At 39.9% G+C, this 23,661-nt stretch carries 22 protein-coding genes and 1 CRISPR repeat array; of the genes, 20 read left to right on the top strand and 2 right to left on the bottom strand.

Annotation, left to right across the window (positions count from 1 at the left end; all coding sequences use genetic code 11):
• Positions 1-6: 6 nt before the first annotated feature.
• The gene (locus tag ACSAJE_RS08915) at positions 7-843 is read right to left on the bottom strand and encodes a MotA/TolQ/ExbB proton channel family protein (RefSeq protein ID WP_022024644.1); all 837 of its coding nucleotides are present in this window, start codon (positions 841-843) and stop codon (positions 7-9) included.
• 259 nt (positions 844-1,102) lie between these two features.
• Between ACSAJE_RS08915 and ACSAJE_RS08910 the strand changes: the two genes are divergently transcribed.
• The 9 genes from ACSAJE_RS08910 to ACSAJE_RS08870 all read left to right on the top strand — a co-directional run bounded on the left by ACSAJE_RS08910 (position 1,103) and on the right by ACSAJE_RS08870 (position 14,432).
• A complete protein-coding gene (locus tag ACSAJE_RS08910) occupies positions 1,103-1,345 on the top strand; it encodes a zinc-ribbon domain-containing protein (protein ID WP_458008864.1) in 243 nt (80 codons plus the stop codon).
• Positions 1,346-1,372: 27 nt separating this feature from the next.
• On the top strand, positions 1,373-2,407 hold the full coding sequence (locus ACSAJE_RS08905) for a helix-turn-helix transcriptional regulator (RefSeq protein ID WP_458008863.1): 1,035 nt from the start codon (positions 1,373-1,375) through the stop codon (positions 2,405-2,407).
• A 226-nt stretch (positions 2,408-2,633) separates the two neighbouring features.
• Positions 2,634-6,704 (top strand): type II CRISPR RNA-guided endonuclease Cas9, encoded by a 4,071-nt coding sequence (cas9, locus tag ACSAJE_RS08900; RefSeq protein ID WP_458008862.1) that lies wholly within the window; start codon positions 2,634-2,636, stop codon positions 6,702-6,704.
• Complete coding sequence (gene cas1 / locus ACSAJE_RS08895) at positions 6,701-7,579, top strand: type II CRISPR-associated endonuclease Cas1 (protein ID WP_458008861.1); 879 nt, start codon at positions 6,701-6,703, stop codon at positions 7,577-7,579. Before cas9 ends, cas1 begins: the two co-directional genes overlap by 4 nt.
• Positions 7,580-7,583: 4 nt before the next feature.
• Entirely contained in the window at positions 7,584-7,889 is a 306-nt protein-coding gene (cas2, locus tag ACSAJE_RS08890; protein ID WP_118507332.1) for a CRISPR-associated endonuclease Cas2, read from the top strand.
• A gap of 27 nt (positions 7,890-7,916) precedes the next feature.
• Positions 7,917-8,594, top strand: coding sequence for a type II-A CRISPR-associated protein Csn2 (gene csn2, locus ACSAJE_RS08885; RefSeq protein WP_458008860.1), 678 nt, complete (start codon positions 7,917-7,919; stop codon positions 8,592-8,594).
• 102 nt (positions 8,595-8,696) lie between these two features.
• Positions 8,697-12,559: a CRISPR direct-repeat array (repeat unit 36 nt; unit sequence GTTTGAGAATGATGTAGAAATGTATGGTGCTCAAAC).
• 117 nt (positions 12,560-12,676) lie between these two features.
• Positions 12,677-13,777: a Fic family protein gene (locus ACSAJE_RS08880; protein ID WP_458008859.1), complete on the top strand. Its 1,101-nt coding sequence runs from the start codon at positions 12,677-12,679 to the stop codon at positions 13,775-13,777.
• Positions 13,778-13,905: 128 nt separating this feature from the next.
• Positions 13,906-14,082 carry a hypothetical protein gene (locus ACSAJE_RS08875; protein ID WP_182448265.1) on the top strand — a complete coding sequence of 59 codons (177 nt, stop codon included), beginning with the start codon at positions 13,906-13,908 and terminating at the stop codon, positions 14,080-14,082.
• 23 nt (positions 14,083-14,105) lie between these two features.
• Positions 14,106-14,432: a hypothetical protein gene (locus tag ACSAJE_RS08870; protein ID WP_458008858.1), complete on the top strand. Its 327-nt coding sequence runs from the start codon at positions 14,106-14,108 to the stop codon at positions 14,430-14,432.
• Here ACSAJE_RS08870 and ACSAJE_RS08865 read toward each other — a convergent pair.
• Positions 14,427-14,960, bottom strand: coding sequence for a hypothetical protein (locus ACSAJE_RS08865; RefSeq protein ID WP_458008857.1), 534 nt, complete (start codon positions 14,958-14,960; stop codon positions 14,427-14,429). The two genes, ACSAJE_RS08870 and ACSAJE_RS08865, sit on opposite strands and share 6 nt — an antisense overlap.
• A gap of 294 nt (positions 14,961-15,254) precedes the next feature.
• Here ACSAJE_RS08865 and ACSAJE_RS08860 point away from each other — a divergent pair, with 294 nt between their 5' ends.
• From ACSAJE_RS08860 to ACSAJE_RS08810, 11 genes are all read left to right on the top strand, one after another.
• A complete protein-coding gene (locus ACSAJE_RS08860; RefSeq protein ID WP_458008856.1) occupies positions 15,255-15,791 on the top strand; it encodes a hypothetical protein in 537 nt (178 codons plus the stop codon).
• A complete protein-coding gene (locus tag ACSAJE_RS08855; protein ID WP_458008855.1) occupies positions 15,751-15,960 on the top strand; it encodes a hypothetical protein in 210 nt (69 codons plus the stop codon). Before ACSAJE_RS08860 ends, ACSAJE_RS08855 begins: the two co-directional genes overlap by 41 nt.
• Positions 15,961-15,964: 4 nt before the next feature.
• A complete protein-coding gene (locus ACSAJE_RS08850) occupies positions 15,965-16,594 on the top strand; it encodes a hypothetical protein (RefSeq protein WP_458008854.1) in 630 nt (209 codons plus the stop codon).
• A 600-nt stretch (positions 16,595-17,194) separates the two neighbouring features.
• Positions 17,195-17,767 (top strand): M48 family metallopeptidase, encoded by a 573-nt coding sequence (locus ACSAJE_RS08845; protein ID WP_022025025.1) that lies wholly within the window; start codon positions 17,195-17,197, stop codon positions 17,765-17,767.
• 14 nt (positions 17,768-17,781) lie between these two features.
• A complete protein-coding gene (locus ACSAJE_RS08840) occupies positions 17,782-18,468 on the top strand; it encodes a response regulator transcription factor (RefSeq protein WP_118506712.1) in 687 nt (228 codons plus the stop codon).
• 96 nt (positions 18,469-18,564) lie between these two features.
• Positions 18,565-19,485 (top strand): ABC transporter ATP-binding protein, encoded by a 921-nt coding sequence (locus tag ACSAJE_RS08835; protein ID WP_458008853.1) that lies wholly within the window; start codon positions 18,565-18,567, stop codon positions 19,483-19,485.
• A 24-nt stretch (positions 19,486-19,509) separates the two neighbouring features.
• Positions 19,510-20,436: an ABC transporter permease subunit gene (locus ACSAJE_RS08830; RefSeq protein ID WP_458008852.1), complete on the top strand. Its 927-nt coding sequence runs from the start codon at positions 19,510-19,512 to the stop codon at positions 20,434-20,436.
• A complete protein-coding gene (locus ACSAJE_RS08825; RefSeq protein WP_458008851.1) occupies positions 20,433-21,335 on the top strand; it encodes a sensor histidine kinase in 903 nt (300 codons plus the stop codon). The genes ACSAJE_RS08830 and ACSAJE_RS08825 overlap by 4 nt, the downstream gene beginning before the upstream one ends.
• A gap of 172 nt (positions 21,336-21,507) precedes the next feature.
• Positions 21,508-22,500, top strand: a complete 993-nt coding sequence (locus ACSAJE_RS08820) for an aldo/keto reductase (protein WP_458008850.1) — start codon at positions 21,508-21,510, stop codon at positions 22,498-22,500.
• Between the two features lie 44 nt (positions 22,501-22,544).
• Positions 22,545-22,922, top strand: coding sequence for a hypothetical protein (locus tag ACSAJE_RS08815; protein WP_458008849.1), 378 nt, complete (start codon positions 22,545-22,547; stop codon positions 22,920-22,922).
• A gap of 209 nt (positions 22,923-23,131) precedes the next feature.
• Complete coding sequence (locus tag ACSAJE_RS08810) at positions 23,132-23,653, top strand: cysteine hydrolase family protein (protein ID WP_118690746.1); 522 nt, start codon at positions 23,132-23,134, stop codon at positions 23,651-23,653.
• The last annotated feature ends 8 nt before the right edge of the window (positions 23,654-23,661 follow it).

Below are 23,661 nucleotides of genomic sequence, written 5' to 3'. Positions count from 1 at the left end.
GTGGTGTTACTGTCTGAGTGCCCGAGCAATCTTATCAGCTACTTCATCACTAAATTTCTCCATCATCTTCTCCGTCTGCATCATTTGCAAAGCTTGATAATCCAAGAAAATATTTGCCGCATTATTTTGTGCACGGGGTGCGACATATTTATGGTAACTGTCCAAAAAATCGTCCATGGCATTATAAGCATCTTCTAAGTTTTTCTTGTAAACAAAGTTAAATACCAAAGAAAATACCATACCATAAATAGATGTGTGGAACGCAATCTTGATACCATTCATCAACTGCGGAATGCTGTCCGTAATTGCGGACGCACTGCCGGTATTAAAATTCTGAAGACCAAACGACAGACCGATAAAAGTACCCAAAATACCAAGACCGGTCATTACGCCGGGAACAATGCTGATCAATCCACATTTCATTACGCTGTCAATGTAATATTCGTTCAGATAATCATCAATATCGCATTGGGCACTTCGCTCTAACATCGTTAATCTTCTGCGTTCCTCGCAATATTCACGAAAACGTGTATCTGCCAATTTGTTACCAAAGAGCTTTGGATTATCTTTATAATCATCCCACAAATAATCGCCTTTGCGTTTGAAGTCAGTCTGAAAGTTGCGTGCCGCAAGATGCAGGCTAGCCATCATCCGATTAGCAGGCATGAAACAATGTGTCGTAGAATACAAAATAATCCCGCCGACAATTAAAAACATTCCAATATTAATGATAATGTTGGCGATATCAAGACCCGAACCCGTAAACACGTTCAGATATACGGCCAAAGCCAGCATAATAAAATATACAGGGAATAAAATCCCCTCACTACCAAAAGATTTCATAGGTACCCTCCAATGTTTGCTTTGCTGCAAAAAACCAGCGACCATCCCCCCTGTTCTAAAGAAACCGGGCGTATATCAAAAGCTGATGCCTTGCAGTCGTAAAATGTAACGTGTGCCCGATGGCACAACATATATACTATACAAAGTTTGAGGGAGAAAGTCAAAAGGTGGGCGGGGCGGTGACTGCATATGAGAGGATTTCGTAAAATAGAAAATGTTATGTTATCTATTACGATAAAAGAGAAAGGATGAAAAGCAAATGGCACTAATTAGTTGCCCGGAATGCAACCGGGAAATTTCGGATACCGTAAGAAAATGTCCGAATTGTGGATACAAAATCAAAAATCACCGATCCAAAAAACCAAAATTATTGAAAAATACGATTAAGTACGTTTTATGGGACAATAAATGTGTTATAATAGTGGCATGTCATAAAAGAATGTGTAGAGAATCCACACTAAGACAAGTAATGTTAAATTTTGTACCAAGAAATCTACGATAGGTATGCGTATAAGAGATGGGAGGGTAAATGGCAAAGCGACCGAATCAAAGGCTAAAATTGTTGTATTTAGCAAAGATTATGCTTCGACTGACGGATGATGAACATGGTTTACAGGTAGAGCAGATTATCAATGAGTTGGCCAAGTATGACATTGCGGCAGAGAGAAAGAGTATATATTCTGATTTAGAAGCTCTGCAATTGTTTGGAATTGATATTGAAAAAAAGCACATAGGACGATATGTATATTATTGTGTAGGAAATCGAAATTTGGAATTGGCGGAATTGAAACTTTTGGTAGACGCAGTACAGTCTTCTAAATTTATCACAGAGAAGAAATCCAGCCAGCTTATAGAGAAACTGGAACGCTACGTTAGTCAATACGAAGCGAAACAGTTAAATCAACAGGTATATGTTCACGGTCGGATAAAAACCATGAACGAAAGTATCTACTATAATGTAGATGAAATACATAATGCAATTACAGCAGACGTAATGATTTCATTTCAATATTTTCAGTGGAATTTGAAAAAGGAGATGGAGCCAAGACACGAAGGAGAGAGATACATAATATCTCCGTGGGGGCTGATTTGGGATAATGAGAATTATTATATGGTAGGATATGACGCAAAGGCTGAGCTTGTCAAGCATTTTCGAGTCGACAAGATGTTACGTATTCAACCGATGAAATGCAAAAGAAAAGGTCAAAAGTTATTTCCACAGGGAAATATAGCAAACTACGCAGAGAAACATTTTGGAATGTTTTCGGGAAAAGAGGAATCGGTCACGCTGCTTTGTCAAAATGGGTTTATAGGTGTGATCGTAGATAGATTTGGAAGAGACGTTAAAATTCGCCCGGTGGATGAGGATCACTTTCAAGCAAAAGTTGAAGTGGTTGTCAGTAATAATTTTTTTGGATGGGTGTTAGGATTAGGAGAAGGGGTTAAGATTGCTGCACCGCAGGAAGTTGTCAGTGAACTACAAAAGGAAATTCAAAGAATGAGGAGACAATATTTTGCGGATGATCTGGAAATGGAATTGGCTATGAAGGATAACAAGTGCTGATTCTTAGATTGAAGTGATGGGGAGGAGATGATCTGGTATGAACAAGCAACAAAAAAACTCGCCGAGGCGAGTTCCTAAAGTTCAATTAAATCACACACTGTGATGCCCGAAGGCGATTTGAATAAATTTTTATTTGAACTTATGATGTAGTTAATACGTATGGTACTTAACTGACATCAATAATAAAGCATAAACTACGACATGTCAAGAGAAAAAGGAGGATTTTATGAAAAAATTTGGAGAGTACTATATTGGATTGGATATGGGAACCGGTTCTGTAGGATGGGCAGTGACGGATCCGACGTACAATGTTATCAAACGTCATGGTAAGGCATTATGGGGAATTCGCCTGTTTGAGTCTGCTAAGACAGCCGAAGAAAGAAGAATCTTTCGAACATCTCGAAGAAGAACAGAGCGCCGTAAAAATCGATTACATTTATTGCAGGAAATCTTTGCGGAAGAGATTAGCAAGAAAGACATGGGATTCTATCAGCGGATGAAAGAGAGTAAGTATTGGCATGAGGATAAGAAAGACATCAATGGAAACATGCCGGAGCTGCCGTATGCACTGTTTGCAGATGATGGATTTACAGATAAAGACTATTATAAGAAATATCCGACAATTTTTCACTTGCGCTATGCGTTGGCAACGAATACAACAGATAAGCCCGATATTCGATTGCTTTATTTGGCATTGCATCACATTATTAAGCATAGAGGACATTTTCTGTTTGAGGGCAAGAAATTATCAGAAGTAAAAGAATTTTCAACAGCGATTGGGGCATTAGTGCAGCAGGCTGAAGAACAAGAGATTGATCTGAAATCTTTGACGCAAGAAGAAGTGTTGACTCAATTGGAACACATTATGAGTGATGCTCAATGCACAAAATCAGATAAAAAGACGCAGGTCAGCAAGCTCATAGTAGGAACGGATAAGCAGAAGCAAAAACAGGAGAAAGCGATAGCAGCTTTAATTACGGGTTGCACCGTAAAGCTAAGTGATATTTTTGCTGATCCGGAGTTGGATAAAGAAGAAATCTCGAAAATATGCTTTTCTGATAATGGTTATGAAGAAAAAGAGGTAGAAATAGAGTCTGTATTGGCGGATCGATTTTTGCTTATAGCAGCAGCAAAGGGTGTGTATGATTGGACGGTATTGCATGATATACTGGGGGATGCGCGCTTTTTGTCGGAAGCAAAAGTTAAAACCTATGAGAAACACCGTGATGATCTGCGGAAAGTGAAGCAGCTTCTTCGGATGGATAAAGAAGTTTACGAGGCTGTTTTTGGTGTGTCTGAGAAAAATGAGGCAAATTATAGTGCTTATATTGGCATGGCAAAGAAAAATGGAAAAAAACAGCCGATTGAGAAAAAATGTTCACAGGAAGATTTTTATAAATTCTTAAAAAAGCAGCTGGATCGTCTGTCTGTGGATGAAATGGGGCAAGAGATAATCGATGAGTTAAAAGCAGAGATGGATCTTGGAACATTATTTCCAAAACAAATGATTCGCGATAATGGAGTTATTCCTTATCAATTGCATGAGAATGAATTGAATGCAATATTGGACAACGCACAGAAATTCTATCCGTTTTTGTTGGAGAAAGATCAAGATGGTTATACGCCAGTGGAAAAAATACAAAAGATATTCTGCTTCCGCATTCCGTACTACGTAGGACCTTTGAATACGGCGCATCAAGACAAAGGTGGTCATAGCTGGTCTGTACGTAAAAAGGAAGGCAAAATTTATCCATGGAATTTTTCGGAAATGATTGACGAGGAAGAAAGTGCAACGAAATTTATTGAACGCATGACGAATAAATGCACGTATCTGATCGGAGAGGATGTTTTGCCGAAGGAATCATTGTTGTATGCGAAATTCAATGTATTGAACGAGCTAAATAATCTGCGCATTGATGGGGAACTGATAGCTCCGGAACTTAAGCAGGATATTTATAATAATGTTTTCAAGAAATACCAACGTGTAACAGGGAAAAAGGTCAAGGATTACCTTAGAATCAACGGCGTAATTTCTAAAGAACAAGAACTATCCGGATTTGATCAGAATTTTAAGAGTTCGTTGAAAGCGTATCATGATTTTAAGCAGATCGTTGGAACGGGGGTCCTTTCGGAAAGTGAGCAGGAGGATATCGTTAGAGATATTACGCTATTTGCAGATTCTCAAAAGATGTTGAAACAGCGTATTCATAGAAAATATCCGATGTTGTCTGACAAACAGGTTGCTCAGCTTGCCAACAAAAAATATGCAGGGTGGGGCAGATTGTCGCGCACCTTTTTGGAAAATATTGAATCAGTCAATAAAGAGACTGGTGAAGTGATGAATATCATCACTGCGCTTTGGGAAACGAATGAGAACTTAATGAAACTTTTAAGTGGAAAATACGATTATACAAAGCAGATTGAGCAATGGAATGCCGGACAGATGAAAAAAGGGGAGATAGAATATCAAGACATTGAAGAGCTTTATGTGTCTCCTGCAGTAAAGCGCCCAATTTGGCAAACTATAAAAATTGTAAGGGAAATTACAAATATAATGGGTGGTGCACCAAAACGCATTTTTGTCGAGGTTGCAAGAGAGCCCGGTGAAAAAGGCGTGAGAAAAGTTTCTAGAAGAAACCAGTTGTTGGATCTTTACAAAGCCTGCAAAAAGGAAGCACCGGAATTATACGACCGTCTGGCAAATAAGGAGTCTGATAATGCATTGCGCAGTGACAAACTTTTCTTATATTATTCGCAGATGGGAAGATGTATGTATTCCGGAGATGCCATTGATTTGGATGAGTTATTCACAAACCGATATGATATTGATCATATATATCCACAATCGAAGGTTATGGACGATAGTATAGACAACCGCGTATTGGTCAAAAGAGATTTAAATAGCAAAAAGACAGATACATTCCCGGTCCCTGAGGAATACCGAAAAGCAGGAAAAGCATTATGGAGCACGCTGTTGAAAAAGGGATTGATCTCTAAAGAAAAATATAAGAGATTGACAAGAACAGAGGCATTTGGTGAAGATGAGTTGGCTGGTTTTATTGCCAGACAATTAGTAGAGACACGTCAGAGTACCAAAGCGGTTGCGCATTTATTGGAAGAGGCATATCCTGATGCCGAAATCGTTTATGCAAAAGCTCGTGCAGTTAGTGAATTCCGGCATAAATTTGACATGATCAAAGTGCGTGAGGTGAATGATTTCCATCATGCCAAAGATGCCTATTTGAATATTGTTGTCGGCAACACATACTATGTAAAATTTACAAAGGATGCGGCATGGTTTGTGCGCAACAATCCGGGACGTACATACAACTTAAAGAAAATGTTTGAGAATGAAACGGTAAAACGTGGAAATGAAACTGCATGGATTCCTGGAGATAACGGGACAATATGTACTGTGAAGAAATGGATGCGAAAGAATAATGTTTTATTCACAAGAAGAGCATACGAAGTGAAAGGAGGACTTTTCGATCAAAACATCTTGAAAAAAGGAAAAGGACAGATACCAATCAAGGGAGGTGTCGACGAGAGGCTCCAGTCGATTGAGAAATATGGAGCGTATAATAAGGCGAGTGGTGCTTATTTTATGCTGGTGGAATCCGATGGTAAGAAGGGAGAGAGAAAGAGAACGATTGAGTTCGTGCCGGTATATTTGGCGAAAAGCTTAGAGGAATCTGTAGAGCTTCGTAGACGATATTGTGAGGAGGAACTTGGCCTTGTGAATCCGGACGTGCGAATACCCAAGATAAAGATTAATACGCTATTTGACGTGGATGGCTTTAAGATGCATTTGTCGGGAAGAAGTTCTAATGGGTTAATATTTAAAGGGGCTAATCAGCTTGTTGTACCGTATAAGATAGAAAAGATAATTAAGGTGATTAGCAAATATTGCCTTGATTATAAGGAAAACAAAGAGGCTGTGCTTTCGGAAAAAATTAGACCAACAGAAGGGATGTTTGAAGAGCTGTTTGATCTCTTGGTAGGCAAATTGGAATATACTGTTTATGAAAAACGGTTGTCTGCACAAGTGCCTAAACTCAAAAATGGAAAAATTATATTTGACGCATTGTCAGCGGAAGAAAAATGTATTGTATTAATGGAGATTTTACATTTGTTTCAATGTGCCAGCCAGTCAGCCAATTTAAAATTATTAAATGGACCGGGACGTGCTGGAATATTAACTATGGGATTTGATATATCGACATTAAGTAATGTGTATATTATTAACCAATCAATCACCGGTTTCTACGAACAGGTGATTGATCTAAAAACGATATGAGTTGGCGAATTGTCGTCGTGCACAACACGGCAAAATTGGACTTGCAATTGCAATATTTAGTGGTACGGAGTGAGATGAAAACGCAGAAGATACATATTTCAGAAATAGCACTTTTGCTTGTGGAATCTACTTCTGTATCACTGACAGTTGGATTGTTGGCGGAATTAACGAGACAGAAGGTGAAAGTGATATTTTGTGACCATAAGCGAAATCCATCCTCGGAGTTGATTTCGTATTATGGCTCACATGATACAAGCAATAAAATCCGTACACAAATTACGTGGCCACAGTCGGTGAAGGAAGCTGTGTGGACGGAAATTGTTCGTGAGAAAATAAATAAGCAGGCGGAATTCTTGCTGGAAAGGGGGAAGAATACGGAAGCTACGCTGCTGAGAGACTATGTTCAACAGATACAATGGAATGATGCCACTAATCGTGAAGGTCATGCTGCAAAAGTATATTTTAACGCATTGTTTGGCATGGATTTCTCACGGAGTCAAGATTGCCCGATTAATGCAGCATTGAATTATGGATATTCACTGATGCTTTCTGCAATTAATCGTGAAATTGTAATGAATGGATACATTACGCAGCTGGGGTTGTTCCACGATAATATGTTTAACCAATTTAATTTGGGCTCAGATTTAATGGAACCGTATCGTGTGCTTGTCGATCGAAAGGTATGTGAAATGAAACCAATAGAATTTGAGCATGAACAAAAAATGAAATTAGTTGCTTTGCTAAATGAAGAAATAATAATGGAAGGCAAACATTTTGTCATCCTAAATGCGATCAAGCAATACGTTAAGAGCGTATTCGATGCTTTGAATGAGTCGGACATTGCGCAGCTTTCCTTTTATTCTTATGAGTTATAGGTACATGAGAGTGATAGTAATGTTCGACCTTCCTGTACTATCAAGTGCGCAGCGACGAGAATACACGAGATTTCGGAAATATTTGCTGAAGAGTGGGTTTGTCATGCAACAGGAGTCAATCTATAGCAAGTTAGCATTAAATACCAGCATAGCTCAAAGGATTGAAGATAATGTTCGCAAAAACAAACCTCCTGAAGGATTGGTGCAAATGTTGACGATTACCGAAAAACAGTATGGTCGAATGGAACTTTTGGTCGGGGAAGTTACAAGTGAAGTGATTCAGAGTGATGAACGGTTAATTATACTGTAATCACGGTAAAAGAGGGGAGGGGGATGTTTGAAATTAACACATCCGGATGTTCATTTCGATATAGAATTTGGAAAGGATGATTCTCTGATACCAGTGTGTGTTGTAGAATCGCCGGTAAGATGGCGGGAGATTCAAAAGGAATTAATATCTCAGCAAAGTGGTGATAGTGGTAACTGGGTATTGTCGGAAGGTGATAAAGAATTAAAAATCAGCAAAGTCATGGAAATGATTTTTAACCCATTGCAGTTAGATGTTAATCAAAGAAAGCTAGTTACTGCCTTTTTGAAATCTTTTGCAGAAAAAGCAGTGAACGAAATGCATTGGAGAGAGGGGCAGGAGCTAAACACACATATCCAAACATTCTTTGGTAATCTAGAGGTGGAGTATTCGTTTGAGTTCAGTATCAATGAAGAACTTGATTATTCGAGTTTGGCGAAAGCTATGGGTATTCAATTAGTTACTGAATATGAAACGGACTTGGAGCGGTTATTGCAATATTGTATATTGCTCCAGGAATTGATAAAGCCAAAATTATTAATATTCTGGAATTTAAGACAATACTTTTCTGTTGAAGAAATGAAATTATTGTATTTGGAAGTGCGCTGTCGAGAATGGAACATTTTATTAATGGAACACTATATTGAAAGTAGAATAGATGGTGAGAAGTGGTATATTATTGATAAGGATAACTGTGAAATCTATTGAAAAAAGAGAAAGATCTCGTTATACTATTATTTAGACAAGTGTGTTTGAGCACAGCAGAGATACATTTTATGTTAGTGATGGCATTTCATTTTCTGATTTGAGGTTTGAGAATGATGTAGAAATGTATGGTGCTCAAACAGATTTCTTTACATTCTGAATACCCTTACTGTTTGAGAATGATGTAGAAATGTATGGTGCTCAAACTACAGCTGCACACACTATGAGGACTGCCACGTTTGAGAATGATGTAGAAATGTATGGTGCTCAAACAGACTTACTGCAAATTCAGTCTGGCTGATGGTTTGAGAATGATGTAGAAATGTATGGTGCTCAAACTATAACCCTGTCTACGTGGATCGCATACATAGTTTGAGAATGATGTAGAAATGTATGGTGCTCAAACGATTTCGTATTGGTTCATCATAGGCTCACCGTTTGAGAATGATGTAGAAATGTATGGTGCTCAAACTATATCGTGTGTACGGTAAAGACGGACACCGTTTGAGAATGATGTAGAAATGTATGGTGCTCAAACAGTAAAATGTATGTGTAGTGACGTCACAGGGTTTGAGAATGATGTAGAAATGTATGGTGCTCAAACACTGGGAAAGCGGTATCCAGTGACAGCTTTGTTTGAGAATGATGTAGAAATGTATGGTGCTCAAACTATATAATGGCGGTATCACCCACTCGTCAGGTTTGAGAATGATGTAGAAATGTATGGTGCTCAAACCACGTGCCACGACGTGAGAAATATTGAACAGTTTGAGAATGATGTAGAAATGTATGGTGCTCAAACTAAAGCACAGCATACGAAAACTGTTGAAGAGTTTGAGAATGATGTAGAAATGTATGGTGCTCAAACGAAAAGATCTGCAAGCTGGAATCCCAGTATGTTTGAGAATGATGTAGAAATGTATGGTGCTCAAACAATGCTAGAACACGCCTGGAAAGTATATCAGTTTGAGAATGATGTAGAAATGTATGGTGCTCAAACTGCGGGGACGAAAGAAACAAGCCCAATTCCGTTTGAGAATGATGTAGAAATGTATGGTGCTCAAACTGAGTATTCAATCCCCCAGAATGGCACATAGTTTGAGAATGATGTAGAAATGTATGGTGCTCAAACAGTTAGAAAGAATCTTGTTGAGCGCATGGAGTTTGAGAATGATGTAGAAATGTATGGTGCTCAAACCGTTACAAATTAGTAAATCACGCTTCGGCAAGTTTGAGAATGATGTAGAAATGTATGGTGCTCAAACTGCAAAGCAAAATAATTCTTGGATTTATGGGTTTGAGAATGATGTAGAAATGTATGGTGCTCAAACAAGCTTTGAACTATCACGGGTTGGCATTAGTTTGAGAATGATGTAGAAATGTATGGTGCTCAAACAATTATCCAAATGCTTTGGAAAGCAGGTGTGTTTGAGAATGATGTAGAAATGTATGGTGCTCAAACAAGCGATATGCCATCAGAAATGCTAAAAGCGTTTGAGAATGATGTAGAAATGTATGGTGCTCAAACATGGCTAAAATCGAAGAACCGATTGATTGGGTTTGAGAATGATGTAGAAATGTATGGTGCTCAAACAGGACTACAAGAAACTTATTGATCTGGGCAGTTTGAGAATGATGTAGAAATGTATGGTGCTCAAACTTCTACGAATGCAGACATGGTTGTTTCATTGTTTGAGAATGATGTAGAAATGTATGGTGCTCAAACATTAATTAATAAAGAGTTCTTGCGCTACTGGTTTGAGAATGATGTAGAAATGTATGGTGCTCAAACCAGACAGGGTTATATGTTCGACCGTATTCGGTTTGAGAATGATGTAGAAATGTATGGTGCTCAAACTCCACAAGATTCTTTCTAACTAGCTGTTCAGTTTGAGAATGATGTAGAAATGTATGGTGCTCAAACTCTGCACCGTTTCCGTTTTGGATGTGCAAGGTTTGAGAATGATGTAGAAATGTATGGTGCTCAAACTCTTTTTAGTGACTAAAAGAATCTCTTTTGGTTTGAGAATGATGTAGAAATGTATGGTGCTCAAACTATTCCAACTTCATCAGACATACACCAGTAGTTTGAGAATGATGTAGAAATGTATGGTGCTCAAACTCTTATACGGTTGCATATTTACCTACTTTCGTTTGAGAATGATGTAGAAATGTATGGTGCTCAAACACTTCCTACTACTGCATGCCCAGCATGAATGTTTGAGAATGATGTAGAAATGTATGGTGCTCAAACCTACATCCATTGTGATTCCATCACAGCTTTGTTTGAGAATGATGTAGAAATGTATGGTGCTCAAACTATACGCTTGCATATTTACCACCTATCCCAGTTTGAGAATGATGTAGAAATGTATGGTGCTCAAACAAAACACACATTATCCAATTTGACAGGATTGTTTGAGAATGATGTAGAAATGTATGGTGCTCAAACTACTATACCGACTGGGGTCTACGTGGTGTGTTTGAGAATGATGTAGAAATGTATGGTGCTCAAACGCAGACGATCGAAACAAAAAGTATCGCCAAGTTTGAGAATGATGTAGAAATGTATGGTGCTCAAACCCTCTGTCAGATCATATCCGGTTATTCCTGGTTTGAGAATGATGTAGAAATGTATGGTGCTCAAACCTATTGCAGTACCTAAGATCCCGGCACTTGGTTTGAGAATGATGTAGAAATGTATGGTGCTCAAACCTTGCATATGTGACCCCAGCTTGATTTTCTGTTTGAGAATGATGTAGAAATGTATGGTGCTCAAACAACATTTTATTTTTTGTATTTTTGTTCGGGGTTTGAGAATGATGTAGAAATGTATGGTGCTCAAACAATGCAAGATTAAAAAGGCATTTTGGAACTGTTTGAGAATGATGTAGAAATGTATGGTGCTCAAACGCGAGAACGTCTCATCACGGATGAGGTACAGTTTGAGAATGATGTAGAAATGTATGGTGCTCAAACAGAATCCCTTTGACGGATACAAGACGCAGGGTTTGAGAATGATGTAGAAATGTATGGTGCTCAAACTCTAAATACTTCCAATCATATCCCATTTTCGTTTGAGAATGATGTAGAAATGTATGGTGCTCAAACGAGATCTCAAAAAAGCTGGTGCAATATGTCGTTTGAGAATGATGTAGAAATGTATGGTGCTCAAACGAGAAGTCACAAACCCCACTTCGCAAATAAGTTTGAGAATGATGTAGAAATGTATGGTGCTCAAACCGACACCGACTGCTTATAATCTTCACATTTGTTTGAGAATGATGTAGAAATGTATGGTGCTCAAACACTTCCTACAACTGCATGACCTGCATGAATGTTTGAGAATGATGTAGAAATGTATGGTGCTCAAACCTTGCATATGTGACACCAGCCTGATTTTCTGTTTGAGAATGATGTAGAAATGTATGGTGCTCAAACTGGTCAGAAGTCCGATCAATTCCTCGCAATGTTTGAGAATGATGTAGAAATGTATGGTGCTCAAACTATACGCTTGCATATTTACCACCTATCCCAGTTTGAGAATGATGTAGAAATGTATGGTGCTCAAACAAAACACACATTATCCAATTTGACAGGATTGTTTGAGAATGATGTAGAAATGTATGGTGCTCAAACTACTATACCGACTGGGGTCTACGTGGTGTGTTTGAGAATGATGTAGAAATGTATGGTGCTCAAACGCAGACGATCGAAACAAAAAGTATCGCCAAGTTTGAGAATGATGTAGAAATGTATGGTGCTCAAACCCTCTGTCAGATCATATCCGGTTATTCCTGGTTTGAGAATGATGTAGAAATGTATGGTGCTCAAACCTATTGCAGTACCTAAGATCCCGGCACTTGGTTTGAGAATGATGTAGAAATGTATGGTGCTCAAACCTGGACTTTTTGCGCTACGCCTAAAACGGTGTTTGAGAATGATGTAGAAATGTAAAATAGTGAAAAAATAGTGTAATTTTAGTGGAAAAATTGGCACTCTCGTGATATACTATGTCTAGAAAAACAAATGGCTGCAAAGTAGATGTTTTTTCTTGGGCTCATTATATCAGGAGGGTGCTTTTTATGATTAAAGTAACTTTGTCAAATGAAATATTAAAGTATATTACGGAGATAGATAAAAACAGGTATAAAGCATCAGAGGTTTCGTTGCCTATTGCGGTAGCAAGTAAGTTGCGGAAAAATTCAAAGAAGAAAAGTTCCTATGCATCTACTAAAATTGAGGGGAATCCTTTATCGGAGAAGCAGGTGGATGAGGTTATAGATAGCGATGAACGAAAACACTATCTTAAACCGGAGCAGGAGGTTCGTAATTATTTCCTGGCACTGAATTATTTGGAAGAGAAAGCGGCAAAGAAGGAGAGGTTTTCCAAGAAACTGATATTGGATGTACAGAAGTATGTTGAAAAGGGAGCTTCAAAAGAAAAAATCGGACTTCGAGGACCAATGCCCCCCGGAGTATTATTTGCGGTATATGATTCACAAACAGGGAATCCTGATTATATTCCTCCAGAATATATTGATATACCGGATCTGTTGGATGAATTGGTGGAATATGTGAATGAAACAGATGATCATCCGCTCATAATTGCAGCTGTAGTGCATTATCAGCTTGTAACAATTCATCCATTTGAAGATGGAAATGGGCGAACAGCAAGGCTGCTCTCGGGATATATTTTAGATATCAACGGATATGGTTTTAACGGAATTGGCTCATTAGAAGAGTACTTCGCATATGATATTGATGAATACTATGAATCAATCCAGATGGGGCTGCCTGCACTGTATTATTCGGGACGGGAGAATCCTCCGCATCCTGAGATCTGGATCAATTATTTCCTTCGCATGGTGTTGCTATACTCAAATAAGGTTTGCGAATTGTCGGAGAGTTCAAACAACGAAGAATTGGAAGGAAGCCTTTCGTATCTAAAAGGGAAAGAGAAGGAATTGCTCTTGCTGCTCATGAAGAACTATAAAAGAGAGTTCACGCCTATCGAAGTCAGCAAAGAGCTTAAGGTTACAAATAAGACTGTAATCAATCGACTTGCAACACTTGTAAAAAATGGTTTCGTCATTCCGAATTTGGTTAGGGAACGTATACGTTCCTACGAACTTTCTGATTTTACCAAGCAGAATGAGAAGGAGATAAGAAAGCTTTTGAAGTGAGGCGGGAGATTGATGAAATAATGGATGGCAAAGTGGATAACAAAATTATAAAAAATTCCGTCCGCTTTTGTGCTATAATTTATAAGTAGATGGAGTCGTGAGGAGGTGATGTATCATGCTTACCGACGATGAGATTAGAGAAATTTGCTGAAAATTATCATGACCAGGAATTGGAAACAAAGGACTTTCGTGAAGTGGTCAGTTATATTGTGAAACACGATAAGAAGATGTTGCGCAATTTTAAGAAAAGAACAAAGATGGATAAAATATTTGAGGAAATCGAGGAAAATCAATGTTCTGATTAATAGGGAAAGGTAGGTAGAATACTATGGATTTTTTTTGTTGGGAAGATTTGGACGGGGACGGTCATGTTGATGAAGTTGAGAGCCTGCTTGCAGACGATCTTATGTGTACGAATGATGAGGAACGTGAAATGAATGATGGTATCGGAGGCTTGGGTCCGACCTCTGGGTCGTTTGGGCTGGAAAGTGGTCTTGACGGCGATGTGGATGAGGAATTTCATGATGGACTGGAAATAGATTTACTGAATGCCGACATTGATCCGGATGATTTTCGGTTAATGGATGAGGAGGAAAGACTCGAGGCTTTGGATGACGCTGGTTTGGATCCTGATGATTTTGATGATTTTTTATGATTTTTGACATTGATTATAGTAATAGTGTGATGACATAGAGGACGGTATTCTTGATCGCGAGCAAAGACTTAGATCCTGCTCGCAATCTTGGATACCGTCTTTTTCGACAAAGAAACCTTTTCCCGAAGCCTTCAAATATTTAATAGGCATTTTATAGACCTTCTGCATATCTGTTGTTTCAATTAATGTCAGAAAGTCCTTGCCCAAACCTGAGCAAAGTGTTTCCTCTGTCTCAGAGAGCTCGTGTAACTTCTCCAAAAATTCCAAATAATGCCGGAATGGATTTTCTTTGGCATGCGTTATGCAATATCGGTAAACATCATCATCCATATAGGTGAATAATTGCATACGTGTAGGAATCTTGCCATCGAGCTTTTCTTTAACACGATAAAATTCATGTGTTATCCGCTCTTTTGTCGTAAGGGATTTTTGATCTAATTTCTTAAATAGGTCAATTAAGCGCAGATCGAAATCTACAATACAGTCATCTGGATATTCTATGCTGGAATCATAATAATTGTTTTTCATTGATTCCACCATACCTTCTATAGCTTGTATCATGTACCATAATGGAAGTTGATATAATAAAAATATTATATTCTATAATTAGAACAATGACAGTCGGATAGTCTGTTTTTTCGGATGCGCAGTGGTAGTGCCACTAGATTTTCATTTGCCAATCCCCCGCCTGCCTGTTAAAATATAACTATAATTACTGTGTATGGATTTTCGTACGATCCACACAATAATAGAACATACAACAAAGCAAACAGTATGCCCTGGGATTCACTCTAAGCGGATCTGGGAGAATGGAGGTTCACCATGAACAAACAAATTTCTAAGATTTTGACAATGTTGGTGATCGCATGTATTTGTGTGACAACAGTTGGAGCAGAAGCTTCTGCATCTGCGTACAAGATGTTTATGTACAAGAAGGGTGTGAAAGTGTATCGGGAGGCATCGCTTACGAAGGGAAAGAAGCATTATACGAAAGGAACCAATCGCAAGGATGAAGCTACGCAATATCAAATTGTGAAGATGACAGGTAAGCGCATTGTGGTTCGTCCGCAAAAAGGATATTTCGACAGTGCCGATCCTTATTTTTTGAAGAAAAAGATTACGTTGAAGTTATCGAAAAAATGCCGATTTTATTACACAGATGTATTGTTTCCGTTAGATGGGGAGAAACGAAAATATCGTCGTGTGTCCAAGAAATCGGTCAAGAAGTACATGAAGGAGTTAAAGATTTATTATTCACAGATAGAGAATGCCGGCAAGTATTACAATGGTGGATATGCCGGTGAAATTTATATGAAGAATGGGAAAGTGGTGGCTGTACTCAGTAACGGCGGTGACTGATCTTGCCGGTGCGCATGAGGATGCACTTATGTATGAACTGCAGGATATGGAAATGGCGATTCCGGGAGATGCATCGCACATATATGCAGAGTATACGGAAGAGGTCATGGAGATCATGACAAGTTTGCGCTGCGAGTGGGGAATTGTTTATCCGGAAGAGGAGGCATGATTACATGGAAGAGCGCTTAAAGGTTGAGGTGCAGATTTCCTCGTATGATGCAAAAGGGCTGCAATGTTTTGTTGCAGAGCAGATACAGAAGTATCGGCCGGAGGAGTCCGGTCCTAAGAAAATGTTCAAAAAGGTTGCGGGCTCTTTGGTTAAGAGAATACCATGCCAGGCAGAATTGCAGCTTGCATTGAATGTGCTTAGTGCCCCGGCGGTCAATCGTAATTTATCACGTGAAGCGACGGAGGCGGTCAATCGTTGGCTGGCAGGCGTTGCGGGTACAGATGGAAAAGAAGATGAGAGTATTTTGACAATTGACAGCTTTTCCTGTCAATTGCACGGCGAGAGGATGGATTTGCAGGCAGATGTGAGCGGATTTAAGCTGGAACGGTTATTGGACCGTCTGCTTCCCCAAGGAGACAGCGTGGGAATCCGGGTCTTGCAAGGAATCCGTAACAACATTTCCGAGCAGGAATCTTACCAATTACTGGAATATATAGTATGGTGGGCGAATGAACATCAAGTGTATCAACTTGCACTGGATGCATTGCAGCAGGAAGAGGATCCACAATATAAAGCGCTTCGCCAGATTCAACCGCATATTGAATATGTGCACGTGATCAGAGACAACACTTAAGTGCTTCAAACTTCCCATACCGGAAGTTATTGCACAACCATATATTGCTTATTATGTCAGCATAATAAAACTATTTTGCAGCCAATATATTAAATTGTTCTGTCATCAGAGAACTAAGATAATTGCCGAAGAACGCAGAGTTTTTATGTGATTTCTTATTTTGTTATGTCTCTGATAAATACATGCCTGAAGGAATGTCTGAGATGTCCCGGTTTAGCAAGGTATCATCCATTTTTGGACGGGACGCTTTCGCTACGATGCGCTACGTTACGTTACTTAATGTCTCTGAAATACGAGACATAAGTAACGACGAGCGCAAAGTCCCTTTCAAAAATGATGATTACCTTGCTTCCGGGACTTCAAGTTTCCGAAAGGCATGTAAATCAATCATCAGAGACAACAAAATCTAGAAATCACTAAAAACGAAAATGCGGCAAGGCAATTACTATAGCTCTCTGATGGCAGAAATCGCTCCTTGGTGGCTGCAAAATGCTATATAGTCATTGACATAATAAGCAATATGTGGTCGCGGCGGATTTGAGGTATGGGAAGTTTGAGTAGGTGAAATGAGAGGTTAAAGGAAGAAAGGAATATCGGCTTATGATGTATCAAATAGGGAATATTCCGGTGCAAATTGTCCGCTCCCGGCGTAAAACGATTTCATTGGAGATCAAAAAAGACTGCCGGGTGGTGTTACGTGTGCCAAATCGGATGCCGAAGCGGGATATTGTTCGATTTTTGAACGAGAAACAAAGCTGGCTGGAAGAAAATTACGCAAAGATGGTGCAGCGAAATAAAGTGCGAATGGCGGCCAAGGCAAAGTACCATTTATCGGACAGTAAAATTCATGAGCTTGCAGAGCAGGCGGTTGAGGTGGTGCCAAAGCGCGTGGCGCATTATGCGGCCCGGATGGGTGTGACTTATGGACGCATTACGATCCGTCATCAGAGGACCCGTTGGGGCAGTTGCAGCAGCAATGGCAATTTGAACTTTAATTGTTTGTTGATGTTAGCACCGCCGGAAGTGCTGGATTATGTTGTGGTGCATGAATTATGTCACCGCAAATACATGAATCATTCGAAGCAGTTTTGGGCAGAAGTGGCGAAGGTGATGCCGGATTATAAAAAATGCGAACGCTGGTTAAAAGAGGAAGGCAGCTTGCTGATTGGGTAATATTGGAGAGAAAAATGTATACTATTTTGACCGTGGAAGACGATTTACATATTAATAATTTATTGAAGGAAGCGCTTGGCAAGGCAGGGTATGCCTGTAGTCAGGCGTTTTCTGGGACAGAGGCGTTGTTGTGGTTAGAACACAATGAATGTCAGTTGATCTTGCTGGATCTTATGTTGCCGGGATTATCCGGCGAAGAAGTGCTGCAGCAGATCCGGCAAACAAGTAATGTGCCGGTCATTGTATTGACGGCAAAGGGTGAGATGGAAGAAAAATTGGATCTGTTGACGAGTGGTGCAGATGATTATATGACAAAGCCTTTTGACGTGAAGGAAGTTATTGCCAGAGTGCAGATTCAATTGAGACATTTGCAGCATGGCGCAGGTGAAGAATCCACACATTTAAAATGTCGAGGGATGGATTTGGATAAGGAAACGCATCGGGTGATGATTGATGGTCAAGAATTGGGACACTTGACGCGGCAGGAATTTGCAATTTTGGAATTGTTATTGGAACATCCGGGGCAGGTATTTAGTAAAGAGGCAGTGTTTACTTATGCTTGGCAGGAGGAGTATATGGGGGAAACAAAAACATTGGATGTTCATATCAGCAATATTCGCAAAAAGATTAAGAAAATTACAGAGCAGGAATATATACAAACGGTATGGGGAATCGGTTATTGTATGGTCGCGCATTTATAAATCTTTACTATTTCTTTACTATTTCTTAGCGATATATTCGGAAATGGCAGTTATGATAGTCTATGTAAAACAAGAGAGAGCACAGAAAGGATGAATATGAGCGAAGGCAATAGAGAAATGTTATTGAAAACGAGAGGTTTGACGAAGCAGTTTGGCAAACATGTTGCAGTTGACCACGTGGATATGCACATACGGCGGGGTGCGATATATGGATTTATCGGCAGGAATGGTGCAGGCAAAACGACGGTTTTAAAGATGATCGCGGGATTAGCGGATCCAACTGCTGGCGAGTATGAGATATTTGGCTGTTCCGGAAAATCATTAGCGAAAGTACGGTCGAGAGTGGGATGCCTTATTGAGCAGCCGGGATTGTATCCGAATATGTCAGCGCAGGACAATCTTATGATTAAGGCAGAATTGTTTGGGATCCGTGATAAAAAATATGCAGAAGAATTGTTGGAATTAGTCGGTCTGGTACATGCCGGGCGCAAAAAGACAAAGCATTTTTCGCTTGGTATGAAACAGCGGCTTGGTATTGCTTTGGCTTTGGTAGGCAACCCGGATTTTTTGGTGTTAGATGAGCCGATCAATGGGTTGGATCCGCAAGGCATTGTGGAGATCCGTGATATGTTGCAGCGTTTGTCTGAGGAACGAAATATTACAATATTGATTTCCAGCCATATCTTGGAAGAATTATCAAAGTTGTGTACGGATTTTGGGATTATTCACAATGGTGTGTTACTACAGGAGATTTCGCAGGAACAGTTGATACAGCAATGCAGCAAACGATTGGAATTTACATTAGATCAGCCGGAGCAGGCGATGCCGATTTTGGATCGACTGGGAATAACTCGTTATGAGATGATCGATGTCAACCATTTGTATTTGTATGAACGGCTGGAGGATAGCGCGCAGATCAATGCACAGTTGGTTGAAGCGGGGGTGTTTCCGAGGGAATTACGGATTTACCAGGAAGAATTGGAACGTTATTTTTTGAATATGACAGCAGAAAAATAGGTTGTCGGTGAAAGGAGCAATAATATGTGGAATAGTATTCGCATGGAATTATATAAAATATTTCGGATGAGATCTTTTTGGGTGATCAGTATTATTATGATCGGCTTGGTTTTTATGACAACAGAGTTTAACTGTGATGATATGAAGGCTGCGAGACAGGAACAAAGTACATCAGAGGGGAATGTTTCGGGACAGCAGAACAAAGATGGTCTGCAGACAAGTGAATCGAGGAAAAAGGATCAGGCAAATCTGGAAATAGAGTCAGCGAACGATAATAACGTTACAATATTTTTTGGTATTTCCGAGGACACCAGCGAGATGGATGCAGAGTCAGTAGAAGTCTTAGATATGTTTTTATTGCATTTGAAATCGGGTATTTTGACAATGATGGCGCTTATTTTTGCGATAATGTTTGTGATGTTAGATATCAAAAATGGATATATCAAAAATATTGGCGGGCAGATGGAACATAGGCGTCACCTTGTGTATGCAAAGTGGATCGCCATGGCGATATATACAGTCGTATTTGATCTGATCAGCTTGGCTGTGCAGAGCATTGCGGTATACAAAACATTTCATTATATAAAATGGGGTGATGTGACAAAATATTTGCCGGAGATTTTACTGGGAATGGCATTGCAGTATGTGTTTTTGATCCTTTGTATGACGATCGCAATGCTTATTCGAAGTATGGCATTTAGCATGACATTGGGAATGTGTTTGATCATGGGGGCGGCACCGGTTGCCTGCATGGGGATTTCTGCGGTGATAAAGAAATTGTTTAACAGAAGTGTAGACCTGCAGCCGTATTTGCTGACGACCAAAATGAAAACATTGCAGATTGACATGACTGCAACAGAAATTCGCAATGTGTGCTTGTTAGTGGTCGGCTATTTCGTAGTGATGTCTTTGATAAATATAATACAGATAGAAAAGAGGGATTTGGTATGACGTGGTATGTGGCAGTATCGTTGTCCGCGTTGGTGGTAATGTCTTATTTGTTGGTCAAGGTGCGGTGGCAGATGCGCAAGCTGGAGGAACAACTCCGGTTTGTGCAGGACAAGCAAAGTGATGGGATATTGGTCAGTGATATTCGTATATTGGGGATTGGCAAATTAACGGATTCATTGAATGAGATCTTGCAAAAGCAGCGCAGCAACAGGCAGGAGTGGGTGCAAAAGGAGAAAAGACTTGTGCAGACGTATACCAATCTGTCACATGACATTCGCACACCGCTAACCTCCTTGGATGGGTATTTTCAGTTGTTGGAGGATACAGAGGATGCAAAGGAGCGAACACGTTATTTGCAAATTATTCAAGAACGCATTCATGCGTTGCGGAATATGTTAGAAGAGTTGTTTACTTACACAAAATTGGAAAGCAGAAGTTATGAGGTTCCTTTGACGAAATGCGATTTTGGAGCATTGGTCAAAGAAGCCTTGTTTTCGTATTATAATGAGTGGCAAAAACAACAGATGGAACCGCAATTACAGCTTGAGGAGGGCGCATTATGGGTGCTTGGCAATGATCAGGCAATGCGCAGAGTGCTGCAAAATGTGATTAAAAATGTATGGGAACATGGTGGCAGACATGTAAAGATTGTTTTGTCAGAGCAGGAGGGAGAGGCATGCCTGCTTGTACAAAATGAAGTGATGCACCCGGAATATATTGATGTGGAGCGGATATTTGAACGGTTTTATAAGGCGGATCTGGCGAGGAGTACCACGTCGAGCGGACTTGGAATGGCAATTGCACGTCAGCTTGTAGAACAGATGAATGGACAGATCACAGCAGATCTGCAGGAAAATATATTTTCTATTTGCTTGCAGTTTGTATGTATACGGTCATAAATAACGGCACAGGATTTCTATGCCTAATGGAATTTCCGGGGAACTCCTAAGATGAGTATGTCGTGTTTGTTATAGGAAAAATGATTGGGATAGATTCTATGTAAAATATATGATACACTGAAAGAGAATTGTGATGTTATGGTGTGATTTTTGGAATAGGAGGAAATTGTAAATGTATTTGCCGAGTGATAAGAGATATGACAAAATGATCTATTCGCGCTGTGGCCGCAGCGGGTTAAAACTGCCTAAAGTGTCTATGGGATTATGGCAGAATTTTGGGCATCAGGGTCGTTTCAGCGATATGGAAGAAATGGTACATACTGCGTTTGACCTGGGGATTACACACTTCGATCTGGCGAATAATTATGGGAATCCTTATAATGGAAGTGCAGAGGAAAATTTTGGGCGGATATTAGACCGAGGAATGCGTGAATTTCGTGATGAACTTTGCATTTCAACAAAGGCGGGTTATGAGATGTGGGACGGACCATATGGCGATCGAAATGGTTCTCGCAAATACTTGATTGCTTCCTTGGATCAAAGTTTACGACGGATGAAATTGGATTACGTCGACATTTTTTATCATCATGTTTTTGACCCGGATACTCCGCTTGAGGAGACGGCACATGCGTTGGATCAGATTGTTCGTCAGGGCAAAGCATTGTATGTGGGAATCTCGAATTATAATGCAGAGCAGACCGAGAGAATGCAGCAACTGCTTACGGAATTGGGAACGCCGTTTATTGCAAATCAGCCGTCATATTCGATGCTTAACCGTCAGGTGGAAAAGGATGGTTTGGATCAATACGCGATGGCGCATGGGATTGGACTTGCTGTCTTTTCTCCATTATCACAGGGATTTTTAACAGACCGATATTTAAATGGGATTCCAACAGATTCGCGTGTGGGAAGAGGAAATACATGGCTTGGAGAACAATTGAATGAAGAATTGGTCAGCAAATTGCAACAGTTAAATACCCTCGCCGAGCGACGGGGACAGACGCTTTCTCAGATGGCATTGTCTTGGTGCCTGCATAATCCGGCGGTTGTCACAGTACTTGCCGGCGCAAGCAGAAAGCAGCAGATCATTGATAATGCGGCTTGTATAGAACATTTAGAGTTTAGTGAGGAAGAATTGCAGGAGATCGAACAAATTCTTAAGTGATAAATGAGATGGGGATGCTGGATTTGCCAGGGAGGAGAAATGTTATGGAATTATGCGGATTTTTAGCAGGGGATGGAACTTTTACATTTTGTGAATGTTGGCAGCATGTGGCATCTGCCCAAAAACTGGTACAGGAGACCTATGGCGAATATTTGACAGGTATCAGAGCTGAGAACTTTTTAATGGAAAAAGGCTATGTTGTTTATTATGCGAATAGCGTGCAACATCGTTTTTGCATAGGATTTGGTGCGAAAAGCAGAATGATGCTATTGACGGCAGAACAAAAGGATTTCATTGTGGCAAACCTTTCAAATGCACTTACTGTAGAACAGCGTAAATCGATGGAAGCATTGCTGCGGCAAGATGAGGAGTGTCAAGAGAAGAGCGTTTTGTCGAGAATGGAGGCAAAATATTTGCAGTGATTTTCGTCTTTACAAAATGTTAGTAAACGTGCCCCGTAATAAGTATTATGGGACTTTGGCGTACATTCGGGTGTGGGAAGTTTGAGTTATTGACATAATAAGCAATATGTGGTTGTGGAGGACTTGAGGTATGGGAAGTTGGAGTTGTTAATAAACAGAACGTTAGAAGCTTTTTAAGCTTGATATAGTTGGAAAGGAAAAGTGAATTTATGAAAGTATTAATTGTAGTAGATATGCAAAATGATTTTATTGACGGTGCACTTGGCACGAAAGAAGCGGTTGCTATTGTACCTAACGTTATTGAGACTATTAAGGGCTTTGAAGGAACGATTTTATACACGAAAGACACACATTTTGATGATTACATGGATACACAGGAAGGAAAAAATCTGCCGGTGCCACATTGCATCAAAGGAACCGACGGTTGGAATCTGGCAGAGGATATCGAGGCGGTGAAATGCCCACAGGACAAAGTGTTCGAGAAGATGACCTTCGGCTCCAAAGAGTTGGGAGACTATTTACAGAGACTGGCTATTGAGGAAGACATTGAAGAAATTACGTTGGTGGGGCTGTGTACGGATATTTGTGTTATTTCCAATGCATTGCTCGTTAAAGCGTATTTACCGGAAGTACCGGTTGCTGTATTGCAGGATTGCTGCGCCGGTGTCACGCCTGAAAGCCATAAGAATGCTTTAGAAGCAATGAAGATGTGCCAGATCGAAGTGCGGTAATACAAAAT

The organism is Jutongia sp. SJQ-6, assembly GCF_054161275.1.
Note: the sequence above shows the minus strand (reverse complement) of the source record. Positions and strands in the feature narration are given on the sequence as shown.

Excerpts from the sequence above, each read along its gene's own strand:
- ACSAJE_RS08810 (WP_118690746.1), top strand. The coding sequence starts at position 23,132 with ATGAAAGTATTAATTGTAGTAGATATGCAAAATGATTTTATTGACGGT.
- ACSAJE_RS08815 (WP_458008849.1), top strand. The coding sequence starts at position 22,545 with ATGGAATTATGCGGATTTTTAGCAGGGGATGGAACTTTTACATTTTGT.
- cas9 (WP_458008862.1), top strand. The coding sequence starts at position 2,634 with ATGAAAAAATTTGGAGAGTACTATATTGGATTGGATATGGGAACCGGT.
- ACSAJE_RS08845 (WP_022025025.1), top strand. The coding sequence starts at position 17,195 with ATGATGTATCAAATAGGGAATATTCCGGTGCAAATTGTCCGCTCCCGG.
- ACSAJE_RS08880 (WP_458008859.1), top strand. The coding sequence starts at position 12,677 with ATGATTAAAGTAACTTTGTCAAATGAAATATTAAAGTATATTACGGAG.
- ACSAJE_RS08915 (WP_022024644.1), bottom strand. The coding sequence starts at position 843 with ATGAAATCTTTTGGTAGTGAGGGGATTTTATTCCCTGTATATTTTATT.
- ACSAJE_RS08820 (WP_458008850.1), top strand. The coding sequence starts at position 21,508 with ATGTATTTGCCGAGTGATAAGAGATATGACAAAATGATCTATTCGCGC.
- ACSAJE_RS08860 (WP_458008856.1), top strand. The coding sequence starts at position 15,255 with ATGAACAAACAAATTTCTAAGATTTTGACAATGTTGGTGATCGCATGT.
- ACSAJE_RS08840 (WP_118506712.1), top strand. The coding sequence starts at position 17,782 with ATGTATACTATTTTGACCGTGGAAGACGATTTACATATTAATAATTTA.
- ACSAJE_RS08865 (WP_458008857.1), bottom strand. The coding sequence starts at position 14,960 with ATGAAAAACAATTATTATGATTCCAGCATAGAATATCCAGATGACTGT.
- ACSAJE_RS08850 (WP_458008854.1), top strand. The coding sequence starts at position 15,965 with ATGGAAGAGCGCTTAAAGGTTGAGGTGCAGATTTCCTCGTATGATGCA.
- ACSAJE_RS08835 (WP_458008853.1), top strand. The coding sequence starts at position 18,565 with ATGAGCGAAGGCAATAGAGAAATGTTATTGAAAACGAGAGGTTTGACG.
- ACSAJE_RS08855 (WP_458008855.1), top strand. The coding sequence starts at position 15,751 with ATGGGAAAGTGGTGGCTGTACTCAGTAACGGCGGTGACTGATCTTGCC.
- cas1 (WP_458008861.1), top strand. The coding sequence starts at position 6,701 with ATGAGTTGGCGAATTGTCGTCGTGCACAACACGGCAAAATTGGACTTG.
- ACSAJE_RS08870 (WP_458008858.1), top strand. The coding sequence starts at position 14,106 with ATGGATTTTTTTTGTTGGGAAGATTTGGACGGGGACGGTCATGTTGAT.
- ACSAJE_RS08830 (WP_458008852.1), top strand. The coding sequence starts at position 19,510 with ATGTGGAATAGTATTCGCATGGAATTATATAAAATATTTCGGATGAGA.
- ACSAJE_RS08825 (WP_458008851.1), top strand. The coding sequence starts at position 20,433 with ATGACGTGGTATGTGGCAGTATCGTTGTCCGCGTTGGTGGTAATGTCT.
- ACSAJE_RS08910 (WP_458008864.1), top strand. The coding sequence starts at position 1,103 with ATGGCACTAATTAGTTGCCCGGAATGCAACCGGGAAATTTCGGATACC.
- ACSAJE_RS08875 (WP_182448265.1), top strand. The coding sequence starts at position 13,906 with ATGAGATTAGAGAAATTTGCTGAAAATTATCATGACCAGGAATTGGAA.
- cas2 (WP_118507332.1), top strand. The coding sequence starts at position 7,584 with ATGAGAGTGATAGTAATGTTCGACCTTCCTGTACTATCAAGTGCGCAG.
- ACSAJE_RS08905 (WP_458008863.1), top strand. The coding sequence starts at position 1,373 with ATGGCAAAGCGACCGAATCAAAGGCTAAAATTGTTGTATTTAGCAAAG.